The sequence below is a fragment of the Rhizobium sp. WYJ-E13 genome (assembly GCF_018987265.1).
Classification (GTDB): Bacteria; Pseudomonadota; Alphaproteobacteria; order Rhizobiales; family Rhizobiaceae; genus Rhizobium.
This window is the reverse complement of sequence record NZ_CP076854.1, coordinates 1,006,757-1,024,720: the sequence shown is the minus strand read 5'-3', so window position 1 is coordinate 1,024,720 and position 17,964 is coordinate 1,006,757. Positions and strand designations below refer to the sequence as shown.

Annotated in this window: 16 protein-coding genes; 12 read left to right on the top strand and 4 right to left on the bottom strand. The window is 61.6% G+C overall.

From position 1 onward, the window contains the following. Genes KQ933_RS26240 through KQ933_RS26225 form a run of 4 tightly spaced genes read right to left on the bottom strand, consistent with a single transcriptional unit; the run spans position 1 to position 3,008 of the window. Complete coding sequence (locus KQ933_RS26240) at positions 1–672, bottom strand: amino acid ABC transporter permease (protein ID WP_216760719.1); 672 nt, start codon at positions 670–672, stop codon at positions 1–3. Positions 673–723: 51 nt separating this feature from the next. Further along, positions 724–1,587, bottom strand: a complete 864-nt coding sequence (locus KQ933_RS26235) for an ABC transporter substrate-binding protein (protein WP_216760718.1) — start codon at positions 1,585–1,587, stop codon at positions 724–726. 30 nt (positions 1,588–1,617) lie between these two features. After that, complete coding sequence (locus KQ933_RS26230) at positions 1,618–2,526, bottom strand: polysaccharide deacetylase family protein (RefSeq protein WP_216760717.1); 909 nt, start codon at positions 2,524–2,526, stop codon at positions 1,618–1,620. Positions 2,527–2,528: 2 nt separating this feature from the next. Beyond that, the gene (locus tag KQ933_RS26225) at positions 2,529–3,008 is read right to left on the bottom strand and encodes an ureidoglycolate lyase (protein ID WP_216760716.1); all 480 of its coding nucleotides are present in this window, start codon (positions 3,006–3,008) and stop codon (positions 2,529–2,531) included. 189 nt (positions 3,009–3,197) lie between these two features. Between KQ933_RS26225 and KQ933_RS26220 the strand changes: the two genes are divergently transcribed. The 12 genes from KQ933_RS26220 (at position 3,198) to KQ933_RS26165 (ending at position 17,962) form a co-directional block, all read left to right on the top strand. Continuing rightward, positions 3,198–3,863 (top strand): GntR family transcriptional regulator, encoded by a 666-nt coding sequence (locus tag KQ933_RS26220; RefSeq protein ID WP_216760715.1) that lies wholly within the window; start codon positions 3,198–3,200, stop codon positions 3,861–3,863. Positions 3,864–3,928: 65 nt separating this feature from the next. Further along, positions 3,929–4,933 carry a GlxA family transcriptional regulator gene (locus KQ933_RS26215; RefSeq protein WP_216760714.1) on the top strand — a complete coding sequence of 335 codons (1,005 nt, stop codon included), beginning with the start codon at positions 3,929–3,931 and terminating at the stop codon, positions 4,931–4,933. A gap of 184 nt (positions 4,934–5,117) precedes the next feature. After that, the gene (locus KQ933_RS26210; RefSeq protein WP_253958424.1) at positions 5,118–6,800 is read left to right on the top strand and encodes an ABC transporter substrate-binding protein; all 1,683 of its coding nucleotides are present in this window, start codon (positions 5,118–5,120) and stop codon (positions 6,798–6,800) included. A gap of 67 nt (positions 6,801–6,867) precedes the next feature. After that, a complete protein-coding gene (locus tag KQ933_RS26205; RefSeq protein WP_216760712.1) occupies positions 6,868–7,881 on the top strand; it encodes an ABC transporter permease in 1,014 nt (337 codons plus the stop codon). Positions 7,882–7,883: 2 nt separating this feature from the next. Next, complete coding sequence (locus KQ933_RS26200; protein ID WP_216760711.1) at positions 7,884–8,756, top strand: ABC transporter permease; 873 nt, start codon at positions 7,884–7,886, stop codon at positions 8,754–8,756. Beyond that, positions 8,753–10,843: an ABC transporter ATP-binding protein gene (locus KQ933_RS26195; protein ID WP_216760710.1), complete on the top strand. Its 2,091-nt coding sequence runs from the start codon at positions 8,753–8,755 to the stop codon at positions 10,841–10,843. Before KQ933_RS26200 ends, KQ933_RS26195 begins: the two co-directional genes overlap by 4 nt. Before the next feature lie 3 nt (positions 10,844–10,846). Continuing rightward, the gene (locus KQ933_RS26190) at positions 10,847–12,109 is read left to right on the top strand and encodes an MFS transporter (RefSeq protein WP_216760709.1); all 1,263 of its coding nucleotides are present in this window, start codon (positions 10,847–10,849) and stop codon (positions 12,107–12,109) included. Further along, positions 12,109–13,539: a dihydropyrimidinase gene (gene hydA / locus KQ933_RS26185; protein WP_216760819.1), complete on the top strand. Its 1,431-nt coding sequence runs from the start codon at positions 12,109–12,111 to the stop codon at positions 13,537–13,539. The genes KQ933_RS26190 and hydA overlap by 1 nt, the downstream gene beginning before the upstream one ends. Next, positions 13,536–14,297, top strand: a complete 762-nt coding sequence (locus tag KQ933_RS26180) for an SDR family NAD(P)-dependent oxidoreductase (protein WP_216760708.1) — start codon at positions 13,536–13,538, stop codon at positions 14,295–14,297. Before hydA ends, KQ933_RS26180 begins: the two co-directional genes overlap by 4 nt. Before the next feature lie 35 nt (positions 14,298–14,332). Further along, on the top strand, positions 14,333–15,373 hold the full coding sequence (locus KQ933_RS26175) for an NAD(P)-dependent oxidoreductase (RefSeq protein WP_216760707.1): 1,041 nt from the start codon (positions 14,333–14,335) through the stop codon (positions 15,371–15,373). Beyond that, a complete protein-coding gene (locus KQ933_RS26170; protein WP_216760706.1) occupies positions 15,370–16,278 on the top strand; it encodes an allantoinase PuuE in 909 nt (302 codons plus the stop codon). The genes KQ933_RS26175 and KQ933_RS26170 overlap by 4 nt, the downstream gene beginning before the upstream one ends. Beyond that, on the top strand, positions 16,271–17,962 hold the full coding sequence (locus KQ933_RS26165) for a thiamine pyrophosphate-requiring protein (protein WP_216760705.1): 1,692 nt from the start codon (positions 16,271–16,273) through the stop codon (positions 17,960–17,962). The genes KQ933_RS26170 and KQ933_RS26165 overlap by 8 nt, the downstream gene beginning before the upstream one ends. Positions 17,963–17,964 lie beyond the last annotated feature (2 nt).

Sequence of the window (17,964 nt, the reverse complement as noted above, 5' to 3'; positions counted from 1 at the left end):
TCACTGCGATCGGGAAAAACGCTTTTCCAGGACCCGGCTCAGCCAGACCAGCGGAATGAAGAACGCAAGATAGAAGCCGGCGGCAAGCGTCAAAGGCGAGGGATTGGCGTGGATCGACATGGCGCTTTGTGCGCTTCCCAGCGCTTCGGGAAGCGAAACGGCAGCGCCGAGCGCCGTGCCCTTGGTGATGGCGATGGCCCTGTTGGTGACGAGCGGAATGGCAAGACGGATCGCCTGCGGGAGGATCACCAGCCGCATGGTGACGAAACGGGAGATGCCCAGGGCCTGCGCTGCCTCCCATTGCCCCTTCGGCACCGCCATGATGGTCGCCCAGAAGATCTCGGCCGAAAAGGCGGCAAGCACTGCTGCAAGTGCGAGCGCAGTGGCGAGAAAGGGGGAGAGAACCACGCCCATATAAGGCAGGCCGAAATAGATGAATATGATGATGACCAACTGCGGCAGCGTCCGGAAGACCTCGACATAGATCGTGACCAGCGCGTTGAGGATGCGATTATGGGTGGAGCGAAGAAGCGCGAAAAACAGCCCAGTCGTCACGCCGATGACGATGACGCAGACCGCAACTTCGACCGTAACCAGAAAACCGCTGAAGACGTCAGGCAGCGCCTGCGCCATGATCGCGCGGTTGAAGTAGTTCTCAAGGATCTGATCCATCTACTCCTCGCAAGGAAACCCGACGCGGCAGCCGCCGCGCCGGTATTCAGGTCAATTGCAAGTCAGATCATGGGGCTTTTCATCATAGCCCTTGAAGCCCGGAGCGCCGTATCCGGGATAGATCGTCGTCAGCGACGTTCCGTCTGCCGGCTTTTCGCCGTACCATTTTTCGTAGAGCTGAGCCATCGTACCGTCTTTCTTGAGGCACTCGATGGCTGCCTCGACCTTGTCGCGATAGGCTTCGTCACCATAGCGGAAGGCATAGCCGAAGTTGCGCCCGTTGAAGTCCTTGAAGCCGACTTCGATCGCCGGGTTCTTGCTTGCGGCGTAGACGGTCGTCGGAATCTCGTTCAAGGCGGTGAAGGCCCGGCGGGTGATGACGGCCTGCACCGAGTCTGGGAAAGTCTCGTAGCGCTGCACTTCGAAGCCGTATTTTCCGGCATTCTCGGTCGCCCAAGTATCGGAGATCGTGCCGCGGTTGACGGCGACCGTCTTGCCTTTCAGCCCGTCGAAGCCATCGAGCTTCGTGCCCTTGGCGACGATGAAACCATTGCCCGTCGCAAAGAAGGGCTCGGTGTAGAGCATTTTTTCCGACCGCTCCTGGGTGATATTGAGCGGGTTGACGGTGAACTCGATCCGCTTCGAAAACAGCGCTGCAAACAAGCCGGAAAAATTGATGTCCTGGATGTCGACCGAAGGCCGGTCGATCTTTTTCGAGATCGCGTTGATGAGATCGACACCGAAACCTTCGGGGCCGTTGGCGCCGCGCACCATCCAGGGTGCGACGCCGAAATCCGAACCGACGACCAGAGGCTGGTCCTGCGGGTGATCGTCGGCAAGAGCGGGTGCGCCGGAAAACCCGATGGTTGCAAGCGCGGTCAGAAGTGCGATTGAGCTGATTGTTCTTATTGTCATTGCATTCCCCTTTTCTTCCGTTGGTGTTGATTATGACGGCTGGTGGTAGCGGTGCCAGTGCCTGGCAATGTCGGCGCGGCGGCAGATCCAGACGCCGTCGTGGCGAGAGACATGATCGAGAAAGCGCTGCAGCCCGGCGGCCCGACCGGGATGCCCGGCGATGCGCAAGTGCAGGCCGACCGACATCATTTTCGGCGCGTGTCGGCCCTCGGCATACAGGAAGTCGAATGCGTCGCGCAGGAACTGGAAGAACTGGTCGGCGGTCGCCATTGCACCGCGCATAAACTTGGCGTCGTTGTTTGTAAGACTGTAGGGAACGATTAGGTGGTTACGGTCGCCGACCCTGACCCAATAAGGCAGCTCCTCGTTGTAAGCGTCGCTGTCGTAGGAGAATCCACCATGTTCGACCAGCAGCTCGCGCGTATTGACGCTTGGACCGTATCGGCAATACCAGCCTTCCGGCGCCGTGCCGATCGAGCTCCTGATGCTTTGCGCGGTTCTGGCAATACGCGCGCGCTCCTCGTCCAGCGAAAGGCCGCGATGGTGCTCCCAGCGCCAGCCATGCGCGCAGACGTCGAACCGGCTCGCGCGCAGATAACCGGCGATCTCGGGATTTCGTTCGAGCGCCAAGGCGCATGCCATGACGGTCGCCGGCAGACTGCGCTCTTCCAGCAATCCCGCCAGCCGCCAGAATCCGACGCGGCTTCCATATTCGAACATCGATTCTGCGGCGAGATCACGGCCCGCAAACGAGCCTGAACCGCCTTCGGTCAGCGCAGCCTCGCTGGATGCATCGCCGTCTGGGATGGAAGGCTCGGAGCCTTCCTCGACGTTTAGGACGATGTTCAGCGCCAGACGGGCACCGTTCGGCCATTTGGGATCGTAGCCTTTTGCGCCGTAGCCGACAAAATCCCGCGTCAGGTGCCTCACAGGTTCCATCCCTAGGCCTCCCGCTTGATCGCGATAGGGGTCGGCAATTCGTAGAACTCGTCGTTCGCTGCCTTGTCGGTGATCCCCATCGTCACGAAAAACTCTGCAGGCGCGGTGAGGGCGGAAAGCGGGGCGTGCCAGACGTTACGCCTGTAGATCACGCCCTGACCGGGACCTGCCTCATAGGCATGGATTTGATCGAGGTTGGGGCTTCCGTCGGAATTACTCGGGCAAATGACGACGAGGAAGCGAGTATCGCGCAGCGGAACGAACGCCTGATCGGAAAAGGGATGCCGTTCCAGGAACCTGACCTGCGCCGGAAGGTCTGTCGCCTCGACCACCTTCGACACCCAGAAAGCCCGGCGCATATCGCCATGATCATGTGTGAAGTCGATCGAAAGGGCTCGCCTGCGCTGATCGCCTCGATGCTCGATGACATCGCCGAAATCCGAGAAATCGGCCTGATTAAGCAATTGGACAATCCTGCTCACATCAACTCCATATAAATCCCACTGGGATACCACTGGGGCACGGCGTGAAGTTAGCGACAAAAAAATATCTTTGTAAAGCGCAAATCCCGGAGACGAGCGATGAATAAACCAGCGGGATCCCGCTGGGATTGCATGGCGTGGTTTCATCGTCTATGAGAAGATGGGCGAGGAAATTCTCAAGGACGGAAAGTGGCGGACGAAACAAACCTCCCTGCGGGACGTGATCAGACAAAAATCTCCGAGCAGGCCTATCAATACCTGAGAAGCCTGATCCTCGCCCGTGAGCTCGGTCCCGGCGATGTGTTCACCGAGCGAAAACTTGCCGAACAAATCAATGCGTCACGCACGCCGTTGAGAGCGGCGATCAACCGCCTTGTCGGTGAAGGGCTGGTATCGCGTCTGTCGAATGGCAGCATCGTCATCAGGCAGGTGGCGATCGAAGAGTTGATGGAGATCCTCGTAATCCGCCGCCTTCTCGAAGGCGAGGCTGCTGCACAAGCTGCTCATCGCAGCACGCCCGGCAGTGTCGATGCCATATTGGAAAAGAGCCGGGCGATCGCCGCTGATCCGAGCTTGGACTTCGATCCGTTCTGGGAATATGACGACGAATTCCATCTGTTCATCGCGGATGCCAGCGGCAAGCCGCTGCTGGCGCAACATATCCGCAACCTTCGCGACAAAGCCCGGATGGCCCACGTCGTTCGCATGGAAAAGAATTTCGAGCAGCAGGCGCTTGAACACATTGCTGTCCTGGAGGCGGTTGCCGACAAGAAGCCCGAAGAGGCGCGTCAGGCCATGGCGATCCATATCGACCGCGTGCGCGAGCGCTTCATGCGCTGGCTGTTTACCGATTAGCCGCTCGCTGGGAAGCATCGGGAGATCCGACCGGCACCGATCGAGCGATGCGATGGAGCTTGTCGATGACGGAGCAAAGCTATTCACTGAAACAGCTGGCGCAGGGCCAACGCCCGATCCGGATCGGCTTTTACCTTGTGCCGGACTTCCCGCTCATGACCTTTGCCGCGGCGCTCGATTCGCTCAGACAGGGCAATCGTCTGGTGAAGCGAAAGGCGTTCGAGTGGATGATCCTGTCGGCCGATGGAAACCGCGTCAATTCGAGCAGTGGTCTCGGCTTCGACGCCGATGCGCCGATTGCCAGGGCGCCACGCTGCGACGTCGTCATCCTCTGCGCCGGCATCAATTATGCCGATGCCTATGATGCCAATGTCTTTGCCTGGCTGAGGCGCCTTCATTCCGAGGGCTGTGTACTTGGAGCCGTGAGTACCGCGGTCTTTTTCCTTGCCAAGGCCGGCCTGTTGGAGGGACGGCGTTGCGCTGTTCACTGGGAGTCGCTTGCAAGCTTCCGCAGCGAGTTTCCAAACTGTCTTGCCACGGACGACATTTTCGCGATCGACGGCCGTTTTCTGACCTCATCGGGCGGCACCGTCACGCTCGACATGATGCTCTACCTCATTGCCGCCGTCGAAGGCCGGGAACTCGCATCGCTGATTTCGGACCAGTTCAATCACGCACGCATCAGACGCCAAGACGACGTCCAGCGCATGTCGCCGGAAGACCGGTTCGGCATCAGGAACGCCAAGCTTGCCTTTGCGGTCCGCCGCATGGAGGCAAGTCTCGGCGATCCGCTCGACATTTCCGATCTCGCCGACAGCGTGGCATTGTCGCTGCGGCAGCTCGAACGGCTTTTTCATGCCAATCTCGGCAAGAGCCCGAGCAGTTTCTATATCGAGCTTCGCATGACCCGCGCCCGTGAGCTCTTGACCTATACGGAGCTTTCGGTCGGCGAGATCGCCGAGATCTGCGGCTATCAGTCGGCCTCGCATTTCGGCCGCTCATACCGGACACGCTTTGGCGAGAGCCCGGCAGCAGCCCGAAAGGCGGGCAGGGAGGTAACCATCACCTGAACAATGTCGGTTCACGCAGAAAACATGTCGGTTCACTGCATGTCACAGACATTCATCCCGTTCTAATTTTTAGGGAGACGGATGGATGACGGGCAAAAAGCCCGCTGCGGCTGGTTCTGGGAGCAAAGCTTGCCAGGCGGCCCGACCAACAAGAATTGGGAACAGTTAAAGCGCGAACCTGGAGATGACTACCGTGGACAAGACACAGCATTCCTATATCCCGACACTAGTCGAAGAAATGTCATCCGGCACGATCGGCCGACGCGACTTCCTGCGCAAGGCGACGTTGCTTGGCCTGTCAGCGGCAGCCGCCTATTCCATGGCCGGTGTTGCCATGCCTGGCGCCGGTGCGCAGGCCGAGGACATGCCCAAGGGCGGAAACCTGCGCATCGGCATGCGCTGCATGGAAATCAAGGATCCGCATCTGGCAGATTTCGCGGAAAAATCCAACGTTATCCGCCAGGTCTGCGAATATCTGACCTTTACCGACCGTAACAACATCACCCATCCCTATCTTCTGGAAAAGTGGGAGGCGAGCGACGACCTGAAAACCTGGACTCTCCACATCCGCAAGGACGTCAAGTGGCGCAAGGGCGGCAAGCCGCTGACGGCTGACGACGTCGTCTGGAACCTGAAGCGCGTCAGTGATCCGAACGTCGGCTCCTCGGTGCTCGGTCTCTTCACCGGCTATCTCGTGCAGGAATACGAGACAGGCGAGAAGGACGAAAAGGGCAATGCGAAGAAGTCGAGCAAGCTCTGGGCCGACAACGCGATCGAGAAGGTCGACGACTACACTGTGCGCCTGAACTGCTTCGCGCCGCAGATCGCCGTACCCGAGCATCTCTACCACTATCCGATGTTCATTCTCGATCCGGCCGATAACGGCGCCTTCGGCCCCGACGCCAACGGCACCGGTCCGTTCGAAATGACCGAATATACGGTCGGCAAGGGTGCCAAATACAAGGCGCGAACCGATTATTGGGGCACGGGTCCCTATCTCGACACCTTCGAATATGTCGACCTCGGCGACAATCCGGGCGCCGGTATCGCGGCGATGGCCTCCAAACAGGTCGATGGTCTGTCGGAAGCCGACGCCGTACAGATCAATTCGATGAAGAATTTCCCGCATGTCGCCGTCTACCAGGTCGAGACGACCCAGACCGTGGTCGCGCGCATGCACCCGGATATCGAGCAGTTCAAGGACAAGCGCGTGCGCCAGGCCATGCGTTATGCCATCGATCGCGACAAGGTGATCCAGACCGCCCTTCTCGGTGCCGGCGCGCCAGCCGAAGACCATCACGTGGCGCCGTCACATCCCGAATACGCCGCCCTTCCCAAATATCCGCGCGATATCGAAAAGGCCAAGAAACTGCTTGCCGATGCCGGTTATCCCGACGGCTTCGAATTCGACATGGTGACGCGCCCCGATCCGATCTGGGAACTCAACACCGCCCAGGTGCTTGCCCAGCAGTTCGCCGACATCGGCGTCAAGATCAACATCAAGGCGCTGCCGAGCGCCCAATATTGGGAAGTCTGGACGACGGCGCCTTTCAGCCTGACCGCCTGGGGCCACCGCCCGCTGGCGATCATGACGCTGTCTCTTGCCTACCGGTCGAATGCTGCATGGAACGAATCGAACTATTCCAATCCGGATTTCGATAAGCTCCTGACCGAGGCCGAGGGCATCCTCGATCCGAAGGAGCGCAGCAAGGTCATGGCCAAGATCGAGGCGATCATGCAGGATGACGGTCCGATCGTTCAGCCGTTCTGGCGAGTCTTCTCGACCGTCATGGACAAGAAGGTCAAGGGCTTCGAACTCCATCCTTCGCAATATATCTTCGCGCATCAATACGCGATCTCGGCCTAATCTTAAGCCGGAATCCGGCCGCGCTTGCGCGGTCGGGTGCCGGCGCAGACCTCGGATACCTTGGGCTATGGCGAATTTTCTCCTCCGACGACTGGCGATGATGATCCTGACGATGCTGTGCGCCTCGTTTCTCGTCTTTGCCGTCTGCGAATTTACGCCGGGCAGCGTGGCACGCAAATCGCTCGGTCCCTTCGCAACCCAGCAGCAGGTCGATCTGCTCACCGAGAAGCTCAAGGCAAACGATCCGCTTCTCGTGCGCTATGGCCGCTGGCTCGGCGTGCTTGTCGGCGCCATTCCCGATCCGCTTCAGGATCCTGCCACCGGCCTGAACTTCAAGGATCCGCGCGGTGCCCAGTATTTTGGCAATTTCGGCTATTCGACCTTGAACAAGCTTCCGGTCAACGACGTCATCTGGGATCGGCTTGGCAACACGGCGATCCTCGCAGGTCTTGCTTTCCTGCTGATCGTTCCGCTGTCGATCGTCTTCGGCGTCCTGTCGGGGCTCAGGGAAGGCGGCGTGCTCGACCGCACGCTCTCGGTTATCTGCATCACCTTCACCTCCATCCCGGAATTTGCTTCAGGCGTTTTCCTGGTGACACTTTTCGTCATCCTCTGGCCGATCCTGCCCGGAACGAGCCCGCTCAACAGCGATGGTGGATGGGCGGTTCCCTACCAGTTCGTCCTGCCGGTCGCTGTCCTTGTCATCTACGATTTCGGCTATGTCGCCCGCATGATCCGGGTCTCGATGATCGGCGTCATGGAACGGCCCTATATCCGCACGGCCATCCTCAAAGGCATGAGCACCCGCCGCATGGTGCTTTCCCATGCGCTGCGCAATGCGATGATCGCGCCGTTCACCGTGCTTCTCCTGCAGATCAACTTTCTGATCAGCGGCGTCGTGGTCACCGAACTCGTCTTTGCCTATCCGGGTTTCGGACGCCTCATCCTCGAAGCGAGCCTCTTTGGCGACATGGCCACGCTCGAGGCCGCCACGCTCATCACCGTCGCCGTCGCCGTCGTCACGCAGCTGCTCGGCGACCTTGGCTACATGCTGCTCGATCCTCGCATCCGGGTGAGATAATCATGGCCTTACAGGACGTTATTGCTCAAGTTACAGCACCCGCCAAACGCACCGCCCGTCCGAGCTGGATGCGTATTCTCCATTCGCGCACGGCACTTGTCGGTCTCGCACTCGTGCTCTTCTGGGTTTTGGCGGCACTTCTGGCGCCAATTTTGCCCTTGCCGTCGCCGACGGATTCCGACGTCATGGCCATGGCCAACCCCTATCCGTCGGCCGCCCACTGGCTTGGAACGGACATTCTCGGGCGCGATGTGCTGGCGCGGCTGATCTTCGGTGCCCGCACCGTGCTCTCCGTTGCGCCGCTGTCGGTTGCCGTGGCGATGGTCGTCGGCATCACGATCGGCATGATCGCCGGCTATTGCGGCGGCTGGATCGATGCCCTGATCAGCCGTTTCTCGGACATCATCCTGGCCTTCCCGGTCCTCGTCATCTACGTCATCCTGATCGCCAATATCGGGCCGTCGGTGTTCAATATCGTCATCGCGACGACGATCGCTTCGGCACCCGGCATTGGCCGCATCACCCGCGGCCTCGTGCTCGGCCTGAAGGAACAGGAATATATCTCGGCGGCGAAATTGCGCGGCGAGAGCACGATCTACATCATGCTCGTCGAGCTTCTGCCGAACTGCCGCAGCCTGCTCATCGTCGATGCCTGTCTGCGCATCGGTTACACGATCATCACCATCGGCATCCTCGGTTTCCTCGGGCTCGGCCTGCCGCCGCCGAACCCGGATTGGGGCGGCATGGTCAAGGAGAGCGTCACCGTTCTCAACGTCTGGCCGCACATGTCGCTTATTCCCTCCTTTGCTCTCGTCACCCTGGTCCTCGGCTTCAATCTCCTGGCCGACGGTATGCGGGAGGCCTGGAAGCCATGAACATTCTCGCCTCCCATCTTCAAGGAGCGGCCATGTCCATCACGCCCATGACCGATCAGGCACCCGTCCTCGATATCAGGAACCTGCGCATCGAGTTTCGCGGCAAGTCCGAGACGGTGGTCGCCATTCCCGACCTGTCCTTTTGCGTCAAGCCGGGCGAAAGTTATGGCCTTGTCGGTGAATCGGGCTGCGGCAAGAGCACGACGGCCATGGCGATCATGGGGTACCTCGGCAATACCGGCGTGATCGCCAATGGCAGCATCCGCTTCAATGGCAAGGAACTCGTCGGCGCCTCGGCCAGGGATCTGCGCTCGATCCGGGGGCGTCAGGTCGCCATGGTCTACCAGGACCCGATGAGCGCGCTGAACCCGGTCAAGACGATCGGAGCCCAGCTTGCCGAAGTGCCGCTCCTGCATCTCGGCGCTACGAAGGCCGAGGCGATCGCCATGGCCGAGGCGATGCTCGCCGATGTGCGCCTTCCCGATCCAGGCGACATGCTCAAGCGCTACCCGCACCAGCTGTCGGGTGGTCAACAGCAGCGCGTCGTCATCGCCATGGCGCTGCTTGCCAAACCTTCGCTCCTGCTTCTCGACGAGCCCACCACCGGCCTCGACGTGACCGTCGAAGCAGCGGTCATCGATCTCATAGCGGAGCTTCGCCAGCGCTATTCCACAAGCCTGCTCTTCATCTCCCACAATCTCGGCCTGATTGCCGAAAGCTGTGATCGCCTCGGCATCATGTATTCCGGCGAGATGGTCGAGGAGGGGACGACGGGCGAGGTATTCCGTCGGCCCCGACACCCCTATACTCGTGGCCTGATCGATTGCATTCCCGACATTGCCAGCGACAAGCGCAGCCGCGCGCTCGCCGCCATTCCCGGCCATATCCCGCTCCCCTCGGAGCGGCCCGTCGGCTGTCTCTTCGCTCCGCGCTGCGCCAGTTTTTCTGCCGGGCAGTGCGATCAGCTAGGATTGAGGCTCGAGGAGGCGGATGAGGGTCATCTGGTGCGCTGCCCGCGCTGGCAGGAGATCCCCGATGTGTCGCAGGCGCCGGCGCCCCGGCACAATGAACGTGGCGAGCCTGAGACCGCGATTGCGCTGTCCGAGGTCAGCCGGCTCTACGCAATCGGCTATCAGAAGACAGTCAAGGCCAATGAAGCGATCTCCTTCGATGCGGCCAGGGCCGAGATCGTCGCGCTTGTCGGCGAATCGGGTTGCGGCAAGTCGACGCTCGCACGCATCGTCACCGGGCTCGACAAGGCAACGTCTGGTGAGATCCGCATGGCGGGTGACAATATCGCCGAGCTGCAGGCTCGTGAGCGGCCCCGCAAGATGCTGCAGCAGATCCAGATGATCTTCCAAAACCCGGACAGCACGCTCAACCCGTCGCATCCGGCGGCATTTTCGATCCGCCGCTCGATCAAGAAATTCGGCATCCGCAAAGGCAAGGCCGAGATCGAGAAGAGGGTGCAGGAGCTTCTGGAAATGGTGCGTCTGTCACCTGCCGTCGCCGATCGCAAGCCGAGCCAGCTGTCGGGCGGCCAGAAGCAGCGTATCGCGATTGCGCGTGCATTCGCGGCCGATCCCAGCCTGATCGTCGCCGACGAACCGGTTTCCGCGCTCGACGTCTCGGTCCAGGCCGCCATCGTCACGCTGCTCCTCGACATCCAGCGGGAAAAACACGCGACGATGCTGTTCATCAGCCATGACTTGTCACTTGTGCGCCACGTCGCCGACAAGGTCGTGGTCATGTATCTCGGCAAGATCATGGAGCAGGGGAGGGTCGAGGAAGTCTTTGGTGAAGGCGCGCATCCCTATACGGAAGCGTTGCTGTCGGCGATCCGCAGCCCCCATCCGGACGAGGCGCCGCGCGAGCGGATCCGGCTTTCAGGTGAAACGCCGAGCCCGATCAACGTGCCGGCTGGCTGCCGCTTTGCAACGCGCTGCCACCGCAAGGTCGGCTCGATCTGCGATACCGTTGCCCCACCGTTGCGCAGGATGTCTGATACGCACGAAATTGCCTGCCACATCGACGAGGACGAGCTTGCAGCCCGTCCCTCGGTGCTGGTGCGCCCGGGAAAGGCGTGAGCAATGGTCCCTCCCGATAATGCGGTTGCCGGCCTCCAGCCGAAGACGGCAAGGTTTCGTGCGATCCTGCATGTCATGGCGAGCATCCTAATCGTCGCAACCGGCAACTCGCTTCTAACGACGACCGTCTCGTTGCATCTGAGCGACCCGGCGATCGATCCCCAGGTCGTGCAGCTCTTGCTGACGGCGTTCCCCATAGGCTTTCTCGCCGGATGCCTGTCTGCGCGCCTGCTGGTCGGCCGCTACGGCCACGAGCGCGCCTTTCTGGCTGTCGCCGCACTCGCAGCATTCGGTGCCTGCGGCTACATGCTGACGCAGGCACCAGCTGTCTGGTTCTGCCTGCGTCTGATCAACGGCTTTGCCATCGCCACGCTCTTCGTCGTCGCCGAGAGCTGGATCAACCTCTATGCTGACCAGAAGAACCGCGGAGCCTATTTCTCCCTCTACATGCTGATGACCTCGCTTGCGACCCTGTCTGCGCAATTACTCGTCGAGGCCACCGGACCGGGTTCTCCGCATCTGTTTGAGATCGTGCTCGGCGTCATCCTATGCGGGCTAGCCTACGCCCGCCTTGTCGGCGCACCCTGGCCAGCCTTGCGCGTGTCGGCGGCTGCAGAAACAGAGGGGACGGGAAGCGTCCAGTTGAGGCATTGCTTCGGCGTCTGGCAGCTGGCAGCCCTCGCGCCGGTCACCGTCGTCGGCGTGTTTCAGGCCGGCATGACGAACATGAATGTCTACACGATGACACCGATCTATGCCGAACGCGTCGGGATCGATGCGGCTTCGGCCGTCACGCTGGTGACGGCCTTCAGCCTCGGCGGCATGCTCGCGCAAGCGCCCGTCGGATGGCTTTCGGACCGCATCGACCGGCGCATCCTGCTGCTCGTTCAAGGCCTGGTCGCAGCCGGGCTCTGCGCCGCGATCGCCTGGCCCGGCTCGCATCCGCAGATCCTGCTTCTCGGACTGTTCTTCGCCTACGGGTCCGTCGCGCTGACAATCTACCCGGTCGCCATCGCCTATGCCAATTCGCAGCTCGACAGCCGCCACATGGTCTCGGCGTCCGGAGGGCTGCTGCTCCTTTATTCGATCGGTAACATCATGACACCCGGGGCTGCTGCAGGGCTGATGGACCGGTTTGCCCCGCAGGCGCTCTTCCTGCTACTCGGCGGCGGCGCATTTCTTGTCGCCGTCGCCGCCTGCCTCAACCTGTCGCGCCAGCGATCGGGCGGCACCAAACTCTGCCTCGAACCGGGAGGATGCGAATGATGTCCGAACACCCCTTTGATCTCGTTATCCGAGGCGGTCGTGTCGTGCTGCCTGATGCGACGAAGCAGATCGACATCGGCATTCGCGACGGGCTGATCGTTGCTCTCGATGAGGATCTTGGAGAAGCCAATCGCGAGGTCCGGGCCGAAGGCCGCCTCGTCCTGCCCGGCGGCGTCGACACACATTGCCACATGGACCAGCAGCCATGGGAGGGGAAGTCGACGGCCGACGATTTCAATACAGGCACGCTCTCGGCCCTTTGCGGCGGCACGACCACCGTCGTGCCCTTCGCCATGCAGATGCGCGGCCAGTCGCTGCGCGCGATCGTCGAGGACTACCATGAGCGCGCCGGCCCGAAGGCCCGTATCGATTATGGCTTTCACCTGATTGTCGGCGACCCGTCCGCCGAGGTCCTACGAGAAGAGATCCCCGGCCTGATCGCCAAGGGATGCACGTCGATCAAGATCTATCTGACCTATGACGGCCTAAAGCTCGACGACTACGAGGTACTGAACGTTCTCGATCTTGCCCGCGCTCAAGGCGCGATGGTGATGGTGCATGCCGAAAACGATGCCTGCATCCGCTGGCTGACGGAAAAATTCATCGCAGCACGCAAGACGCAGCTTCGCTATCATGAAAAGGCGCATTCGGAAATCGGCGACCGGGAGGCGACCTTCCGGGCGATCAGCCTTTCCGAGCTGATCGAGACGCCCATTCTCGTCAGCCACGTCGCGGCCGGCGGGGCCGTCGAGGAAATCCGCCGGGCCAAGGCACGTGGCCTGCCGATCTATGCGGAGACCTGCCCGCAATATCTTTTCCTGTCGGCAGACGATATCGACACGCATGACCTGTCGGGCGCCAAATGCGTCTGCACACCGCCACCGCGCGATAAATCCAACCAGCCCGCCATCTGGACCGGCATCCTGGACGGGACGCTTGAGGTTTTCACCTCCGACCACTCGCCCTGGCACTATGCGGACAAGATTGCCGGCGGCCCCAATACGCCTTTTCACCGGATCCCGAACGGCATTCCGGGCATCGAGACGCGCCTGCCGCTGCTGTTTTCGGCCGGTGTCAACGGTGGCCGGATGTCGCTTCAGAAATTTGCGGATCTGACGGCCGGCGCACCGGCCAGGCTTTTCGGCCTTCATCCCCGCAAGGGCCGCATTGCTCTCGGCGCCGATGCCGACCTCGCGATTTGGGATGCGGCCCGCTCGGTGACGATCACCAATTCGGCCCTGCACCACAATACCGATTACACACCCTATGAAGGGCAGACCATCAAGGGCTGGCCGATCATGACGATCTCGCGCGGCGATATCGTCTGGGACGACGGCAAGGTGCTCGCCGAGCCGGGCCGCGGGCAATTCATCGCGCGCGAACGTCCCTTCCCGCCGCAGCAGGCGCTTTCGAAGGTTCTCGCGTCATGAGCGGCTCCGCAGCCCGCCTTGGCGGCAAGGTCATGCTCATCACCGGAGCGGCAAGCGGTATCGGCACGGCAATCGCCCGGCGCTGTGTCGCCGAAGGCGCTTCGGTGATCTGCCTCGACCAAGCGAGCGCAGATGTTCTGGCGCTCGCCGAGGCGCTCGGCCGATCGGCGATCGGCGCCGCATGCGACGTGACCGACGCCCGGTCCGTCAAGGCAGCCGTCGAGATCGGGTTGGCGCGCTTCGGCCGCCTCGACGGGTTGGTGCACAACGCGGCAGCACCCTCGCGCGACGGCACCGTGATCGACCTTGCCGAGCAACAGTGGCAGCTGGAAATCGGCGTCAGCCTGACGGGCGCTTTTCTCGTCAGCAAATACGCGCTGCCGGCGATGATTGCGGCAGGCGGGGGTTCGGTCGTCTTCATCGCCTCGCAATTTGCCCATGTCGCCGTCGGCAAGGCGGTTGCCTATTGCGCGGCCAAGGCCGGGCTCGTGCATTTTGCCAAAGCGATGGCGGTCGATCACGCGGCCGACGGTATTCGCGTCAATTCCCTGTCGCCCGGTGCGGTCGCCACGCCGCGGCTGTTGCAGCGCTTTCCCGACCTCGACGCCGCCGGTGCTGCGCTCGGCCCGGCCCATCTTCTCGGCCGCATCGCTCAGCCGGATGAGATTGCCGCGTCTGCTGCCTTTCTCCTTTCGGCGGATGCTTCCTTCGTCACCGGCACCGATCTACTCGTGGACGGCGGCTATGCGACGCGCTGACATGCTGTTGTTGAGACCTTCGAACGGATCTTGAAATGACCCTACTGGTGACCGGCGGAACCGGATTTGTCATGAGCGTGCTTGCAAGAACGTGGCTGGAGCGTGACCCGACGGCGCGTGTCGTCATTCTCGACCGGGCCGGTCTTGATGCCATGGCGGAACGCTATTTTGCACCGGTGCGAGACCGGCTCGGCGTGATTACCGCCGATATCTGCGATCCGGCAGAGTGGCAGGCTGCCCTTGACATGTATGATATAACCCATGTCGTGCATGGCGCGACCGTCACACCGATCTCGCGCGGCAGTGCGGCGGAAGCCAGGCTCCAGCCGGAAGCGGAAGATCCCGCACGCATCATCGACGTCAATTTCATGGGCTCGGTGCGCATCCTGGAATGGGCTCGCACGCACAAGGGGCTGAAGCGTTTCGTCTATGTCAGCTCCGGTTCGGTCTACCGCCATCACGGACCCGACTGGAGCGGCGAACCGCTGCCGGAGGACGGTTATGTCGCGCCGCTGACGCTTTACGGCATTTCCAAATTCGCCGCCGAGATGGTCGTCAACCGCTATGCCGATCTTTTCGGGTTGTCGGCAGTCTCCGTCAGGCTTGCCTCGGTCTACGGGCCGATGGACCGCGCAACCGGCAGTCGCAACTTCCGCCATGTGCCGAACCGCGTCGCCCATATGGCGCTCACCGGCGAGGTTATAAGGCCTAATAGCCTGGAGCCGGTCGGCGACTATGTCCATTCGGCCGATGTCGCCGACGCGATCATGGCGCTGCTCTCGGCCGAGCGCCTGCACTATCGCCATTACAATATCGGCAGCGGGGAAACCGCGACGATCGGCGACGTGATCAACTGGGCAAGCGAACGCTCGCCTGGACTTCAGGTTGAGATCAGCCCCGTCGAGACGGCGAATATCATCCAGGACGTCGCTTTGAAGGACGGTATGTGGGGCGCCTACGACATCGCCCGCATCGTCCGCGATACCGCCTGGCGACCACGGCCCGCCAGGCAGGCATTCCACGACTACATGGACTGGATCAAGGACAACGAGATGCAGGGGGAGGAAAGACAATGAGCGTTTCCGCCAACGACCAGACGCGCGATTTCGTCGGCTATGGACCGATGCCACCATCCATCACCTGGCCTGGTGGCGTCAGGCTCGCGATCAACCTCGTCCTGAACTATGAGGAAGGCGCGGAATATTCCTGGCTGGACGACGGTCGTAACGACAATTGGGGCGAATACAATATCCCCAACAGCCCACCGGTCCGCGATCTCGGGACAGAGACCCATTTCGAATATGGCAGCCGCGCGGGCGTCTGGCGCCTGGCGCGTCTCTTTGACCGCTACGAGATCCCCGTGACGGTCTCGGCCTGTGCTGTGGCGCTCCAGAAAAACCCAGCAGTCGTTGAATGGATGGCAGCGCGCGGCCACGACCTCCTCGGACACGGCCTGCGCTGGAGCGAATATTCCACCATGCCGCGGGATGAGGAGGAGCGTCAGCTCCACGAGGCGATCGCGCTTTACAAGGAGCTTACCGGCAAACGGCCGCTCGGCTGGAACTGCCGCTCGTTTCCGAGCGTCAATACGCGCGACCTGATCGTCGAGGAGGGCGGGTTCCTCTATTATTCAGATCCTTGCAACGACGATCTTCCCTATTTTCTCGATCATCAGGGAACGCGCCTTCTTGTCGTGCCCTATTCGAAGACCTTGAACGATAGCCGCTATCTGATCGCACCGGGCTACAGCAATCCGCGCGACTTTGCCGAGGATTGCCGCTCGGCCATCGACTACATGATTGGCGAGGCCGAGGAGACGGGCGGGCGTATGCTGACGATTGGGGTGCATGCCCGCTGGATGGGACAACCCAATCGCGCGTCCGGCCTGCGTGACGTCATCGAACACGTCAGGAAAACGCCCGGTGCTGCCTTCATGCGGCGCGAGGACATTGCCCGCTACTGGATCGAACATCATGGCTGACGGCACGCATGCAATGGCCAATGACGACCTTCTGGCGAAGACGACAAGGATGAGCGGCGCCGACTATGTCGCAGGGGTCCTTAAGGAAGAAGGCGTCAAGCAGATCATCGGTTTTCCGGCAAGCGAGCTTTTCGATGCCTCGGCAGCACTCGACATTCCGCCGCTGATTGCCCGCACCCAGCGCGTTGCCGTCAATATCGCCGAAGGATATGCGCGCGCCACCGCCGGCAAGGAGCTCGCGGTCGTGACCGTCCAGTATGGTCCTGGCGCGGAAAGCGCATTTGCTGGCATTGCCCAGGCCTTTAACGACCGCGTGCCGATGCTGTTCCTGCCGACCGGCTATCCGCGCGGCTCGGAGGCGGTCTCTCCAAATTTCGAATCCCGCCGCAATTTTCGTCACATCACCAAATGGTGCGAGGCGGCAACACAGGTCACCCACTTGCCGAAGCTGATGCACGCGGCGATATCACGTGTCAGAAATGGGCCGCCGGCACCTGTCCTGCTCGAGCTGCCGGTCGATCTTCTGGCCGAAAGCCTCGACGCGCAGCCCTCCGATCACCGGCGCCCGCGCCGCAGCGTGCCACAGGCCAATGATGGTGAAGTGGCCGCTCTCGTCGAAACCCTGCTTGCGGCGGAAAACCCGATCATCTTGGCAGGGCAGGGGATCCTGTCGGCGTCGGCGACAAGAGATTTGGTCGAGTTTGCCGAACTTCTCCGCATCCCCGTCATGACGACGCCAAACGGCAAGAGTGGTTTTCCGGAGGACCACCCGCTGGCGCTAGGGACAGCCGGTCGGGCACGCCCGGCCCCCGTCGATCATTTTCTCGACAAGGCCGACGTGGTGCTTGCGCTCGGCAGCAGCCTGACGCGCTCCTATTACATCCTGCCCGTCCCGGACGATAAAATCATCCTGCAGGTAACGCTCGACGAGGCCGACCTCGGCAAGGACTACGCAGTCGCGCAAGGGGTGATCGGCGACGTCGGCTCGGTCCTCAAACAGATGATCGCCCATATCCGGCAGGAAGGCCTGGAGCTTGGCAAACGTCCCGACCCGACAGCGGAAATTGCTGAGGTGCGTGCGGCCTTCATGGCGAGATGGATGCCCCTGTTGACGTCGGAGAGCCGGCCGATTTCGCCCTATCGGGTGGTCTGGGAGTTGATGCAGGCGCTCGATCCGGTAACCTCGATCGTCACTCATGACGCCGGCAATCCGCGTGACCAGTTCTGCCCTTTTTATGTGGCGAGCGTGCCCGGCAGTTATATCGGCTGGGGCAAGACGACCCAGCTCGGCAGCGGCCTCGGCTTTGCGATCGGCGCCAAGCTCGCGCGGCCCGAGGCCACGGTCGTCAATCTGATGGGGGAATCCGCGTTCGGCATGGTCGGCATCGATTTCGAGACGGCTGTGCGCTGCGACCTGCCGGTGCTGACGATCGTCCTGCGCAACAATGTGCTCGGGGGCTACGCGAAAAGCATGCCGGTCGCGACGGAAAAATATGGCGCCAACCGGATAACCGGCAGTTATGCACCGATCGCCGAGGCGCTCGGCGGCTACGGGGCTTGCGTCAGCGAACCCGAAGACCTGCGCCCGGCGCTGCTTGACGCCCTCGACCGGGTCAAAGGCGGACAGGCATCCCTTCTGGAAGTCATCACCCATGAAGAGCCGCGTCTTGCGGGCTTGTGGTAGAG

Excerpts from the sequence above, each read along its gene's own strand:
- KQ933_RS26200 (WP_216760711.1), top strand. The coding sequence starts at position 7,884 with ATGGCCTTACAGGACGTTATTGCTCAAGTTACAGCACCCGCCAAACGC.
- KQ933_RS26175 (WP_216760707.1), top strand. The coding sequence starts at position 14,333 with ATGACCCTACTGGTGACCGGCGGAACCGGATTTGTCATGAGCGTGCTT.
- KQ933_RS26235 (WP_216760718.1), bottom strand. The coding sequence starts at position 1,587 with ATGACAATAAGAACAATCAGCTCAATCGCACTTCTGACCGCGCTTGCA.
- KQ933_RS26240 (WP_216760719.1), bottom strand. The coding sequence starts at position 672 with ATGGATCAGATCCTTGAGAACTACTTCAACCGCGCGATCATGGCGCAG.
- KQ933_RS26180 (WP_216760708.1), top strand. The coding sequence starts at position 13,536 with ATGAGCGGCTCCGCAGCCCGCCTTGGCGGCAAGGTCATGCTCATCACC.
- KQ933_RS26190 (WP_216760709.1), top strand. The coding sequence starts at position 10,847 with ATGGTCCCTCCCGATAATGCGGTTGCCGGCCTCCAGCCGAAGACGGCA.
- KQ933_RS26165 (WP_216760705.1), top strand. The coding sequence starts at position 16,271 with ATGGCTGACGGCACGCATGCAATGGCCAATGACGACCTTCTGGCGAAG.
- KQ933_RS26195 (WP_216760710.1), top strand. The coding sequence starts at position 8,753 with ATGAACATTCTCGCCTCCCATCTTCAAGGAGCGGCCATGTCCATCACG.
- KQ933_RS26210 (WP_253958424.1), top strand. The coding sequence starts at position 5,118 with ATGACTACCGTGGACAAGACACAGCATTCCTATATCCCGACACTAGTC.
- KQ933_RS26215 (WP_216760714.1), top strand. The coding sequence starts at position 3,929 with ATGACGGAGCAAAGCTATTCACTGAAACAGCTGGCGCAGGGCCAACGC.
- hydA (WP_216760819.1), top strand. The coding sequence starts at position 12,109 with ATGTCCGAACACCCCTTTGATCTCGTTATCCGAGGCGGTCGTGTCGTG.
- KQ933_RS26205 (WP_216760712.1), top strand. The coding sequence starts at position 6,868 with ATGGCGAATTTTCTCCTCCGACGACTGGCGATGATGATCCTGACGATG.
- KQ933_RS26170 (WP_216760706.1), top strand. The coding sequence starts at position 15,370 with ATGAGCGTTTCCGCCAACGACCAGACGCGCGATTTCGTCGGCTATGGA.
- KQ933_RS26230 (WP_216760717.1), bottom strand. The coding sequence starts at position 2,526 with ATGGAACCTGTGAGGCACCTGACGCGGGATTTTGTCGGCTACGGCGCA.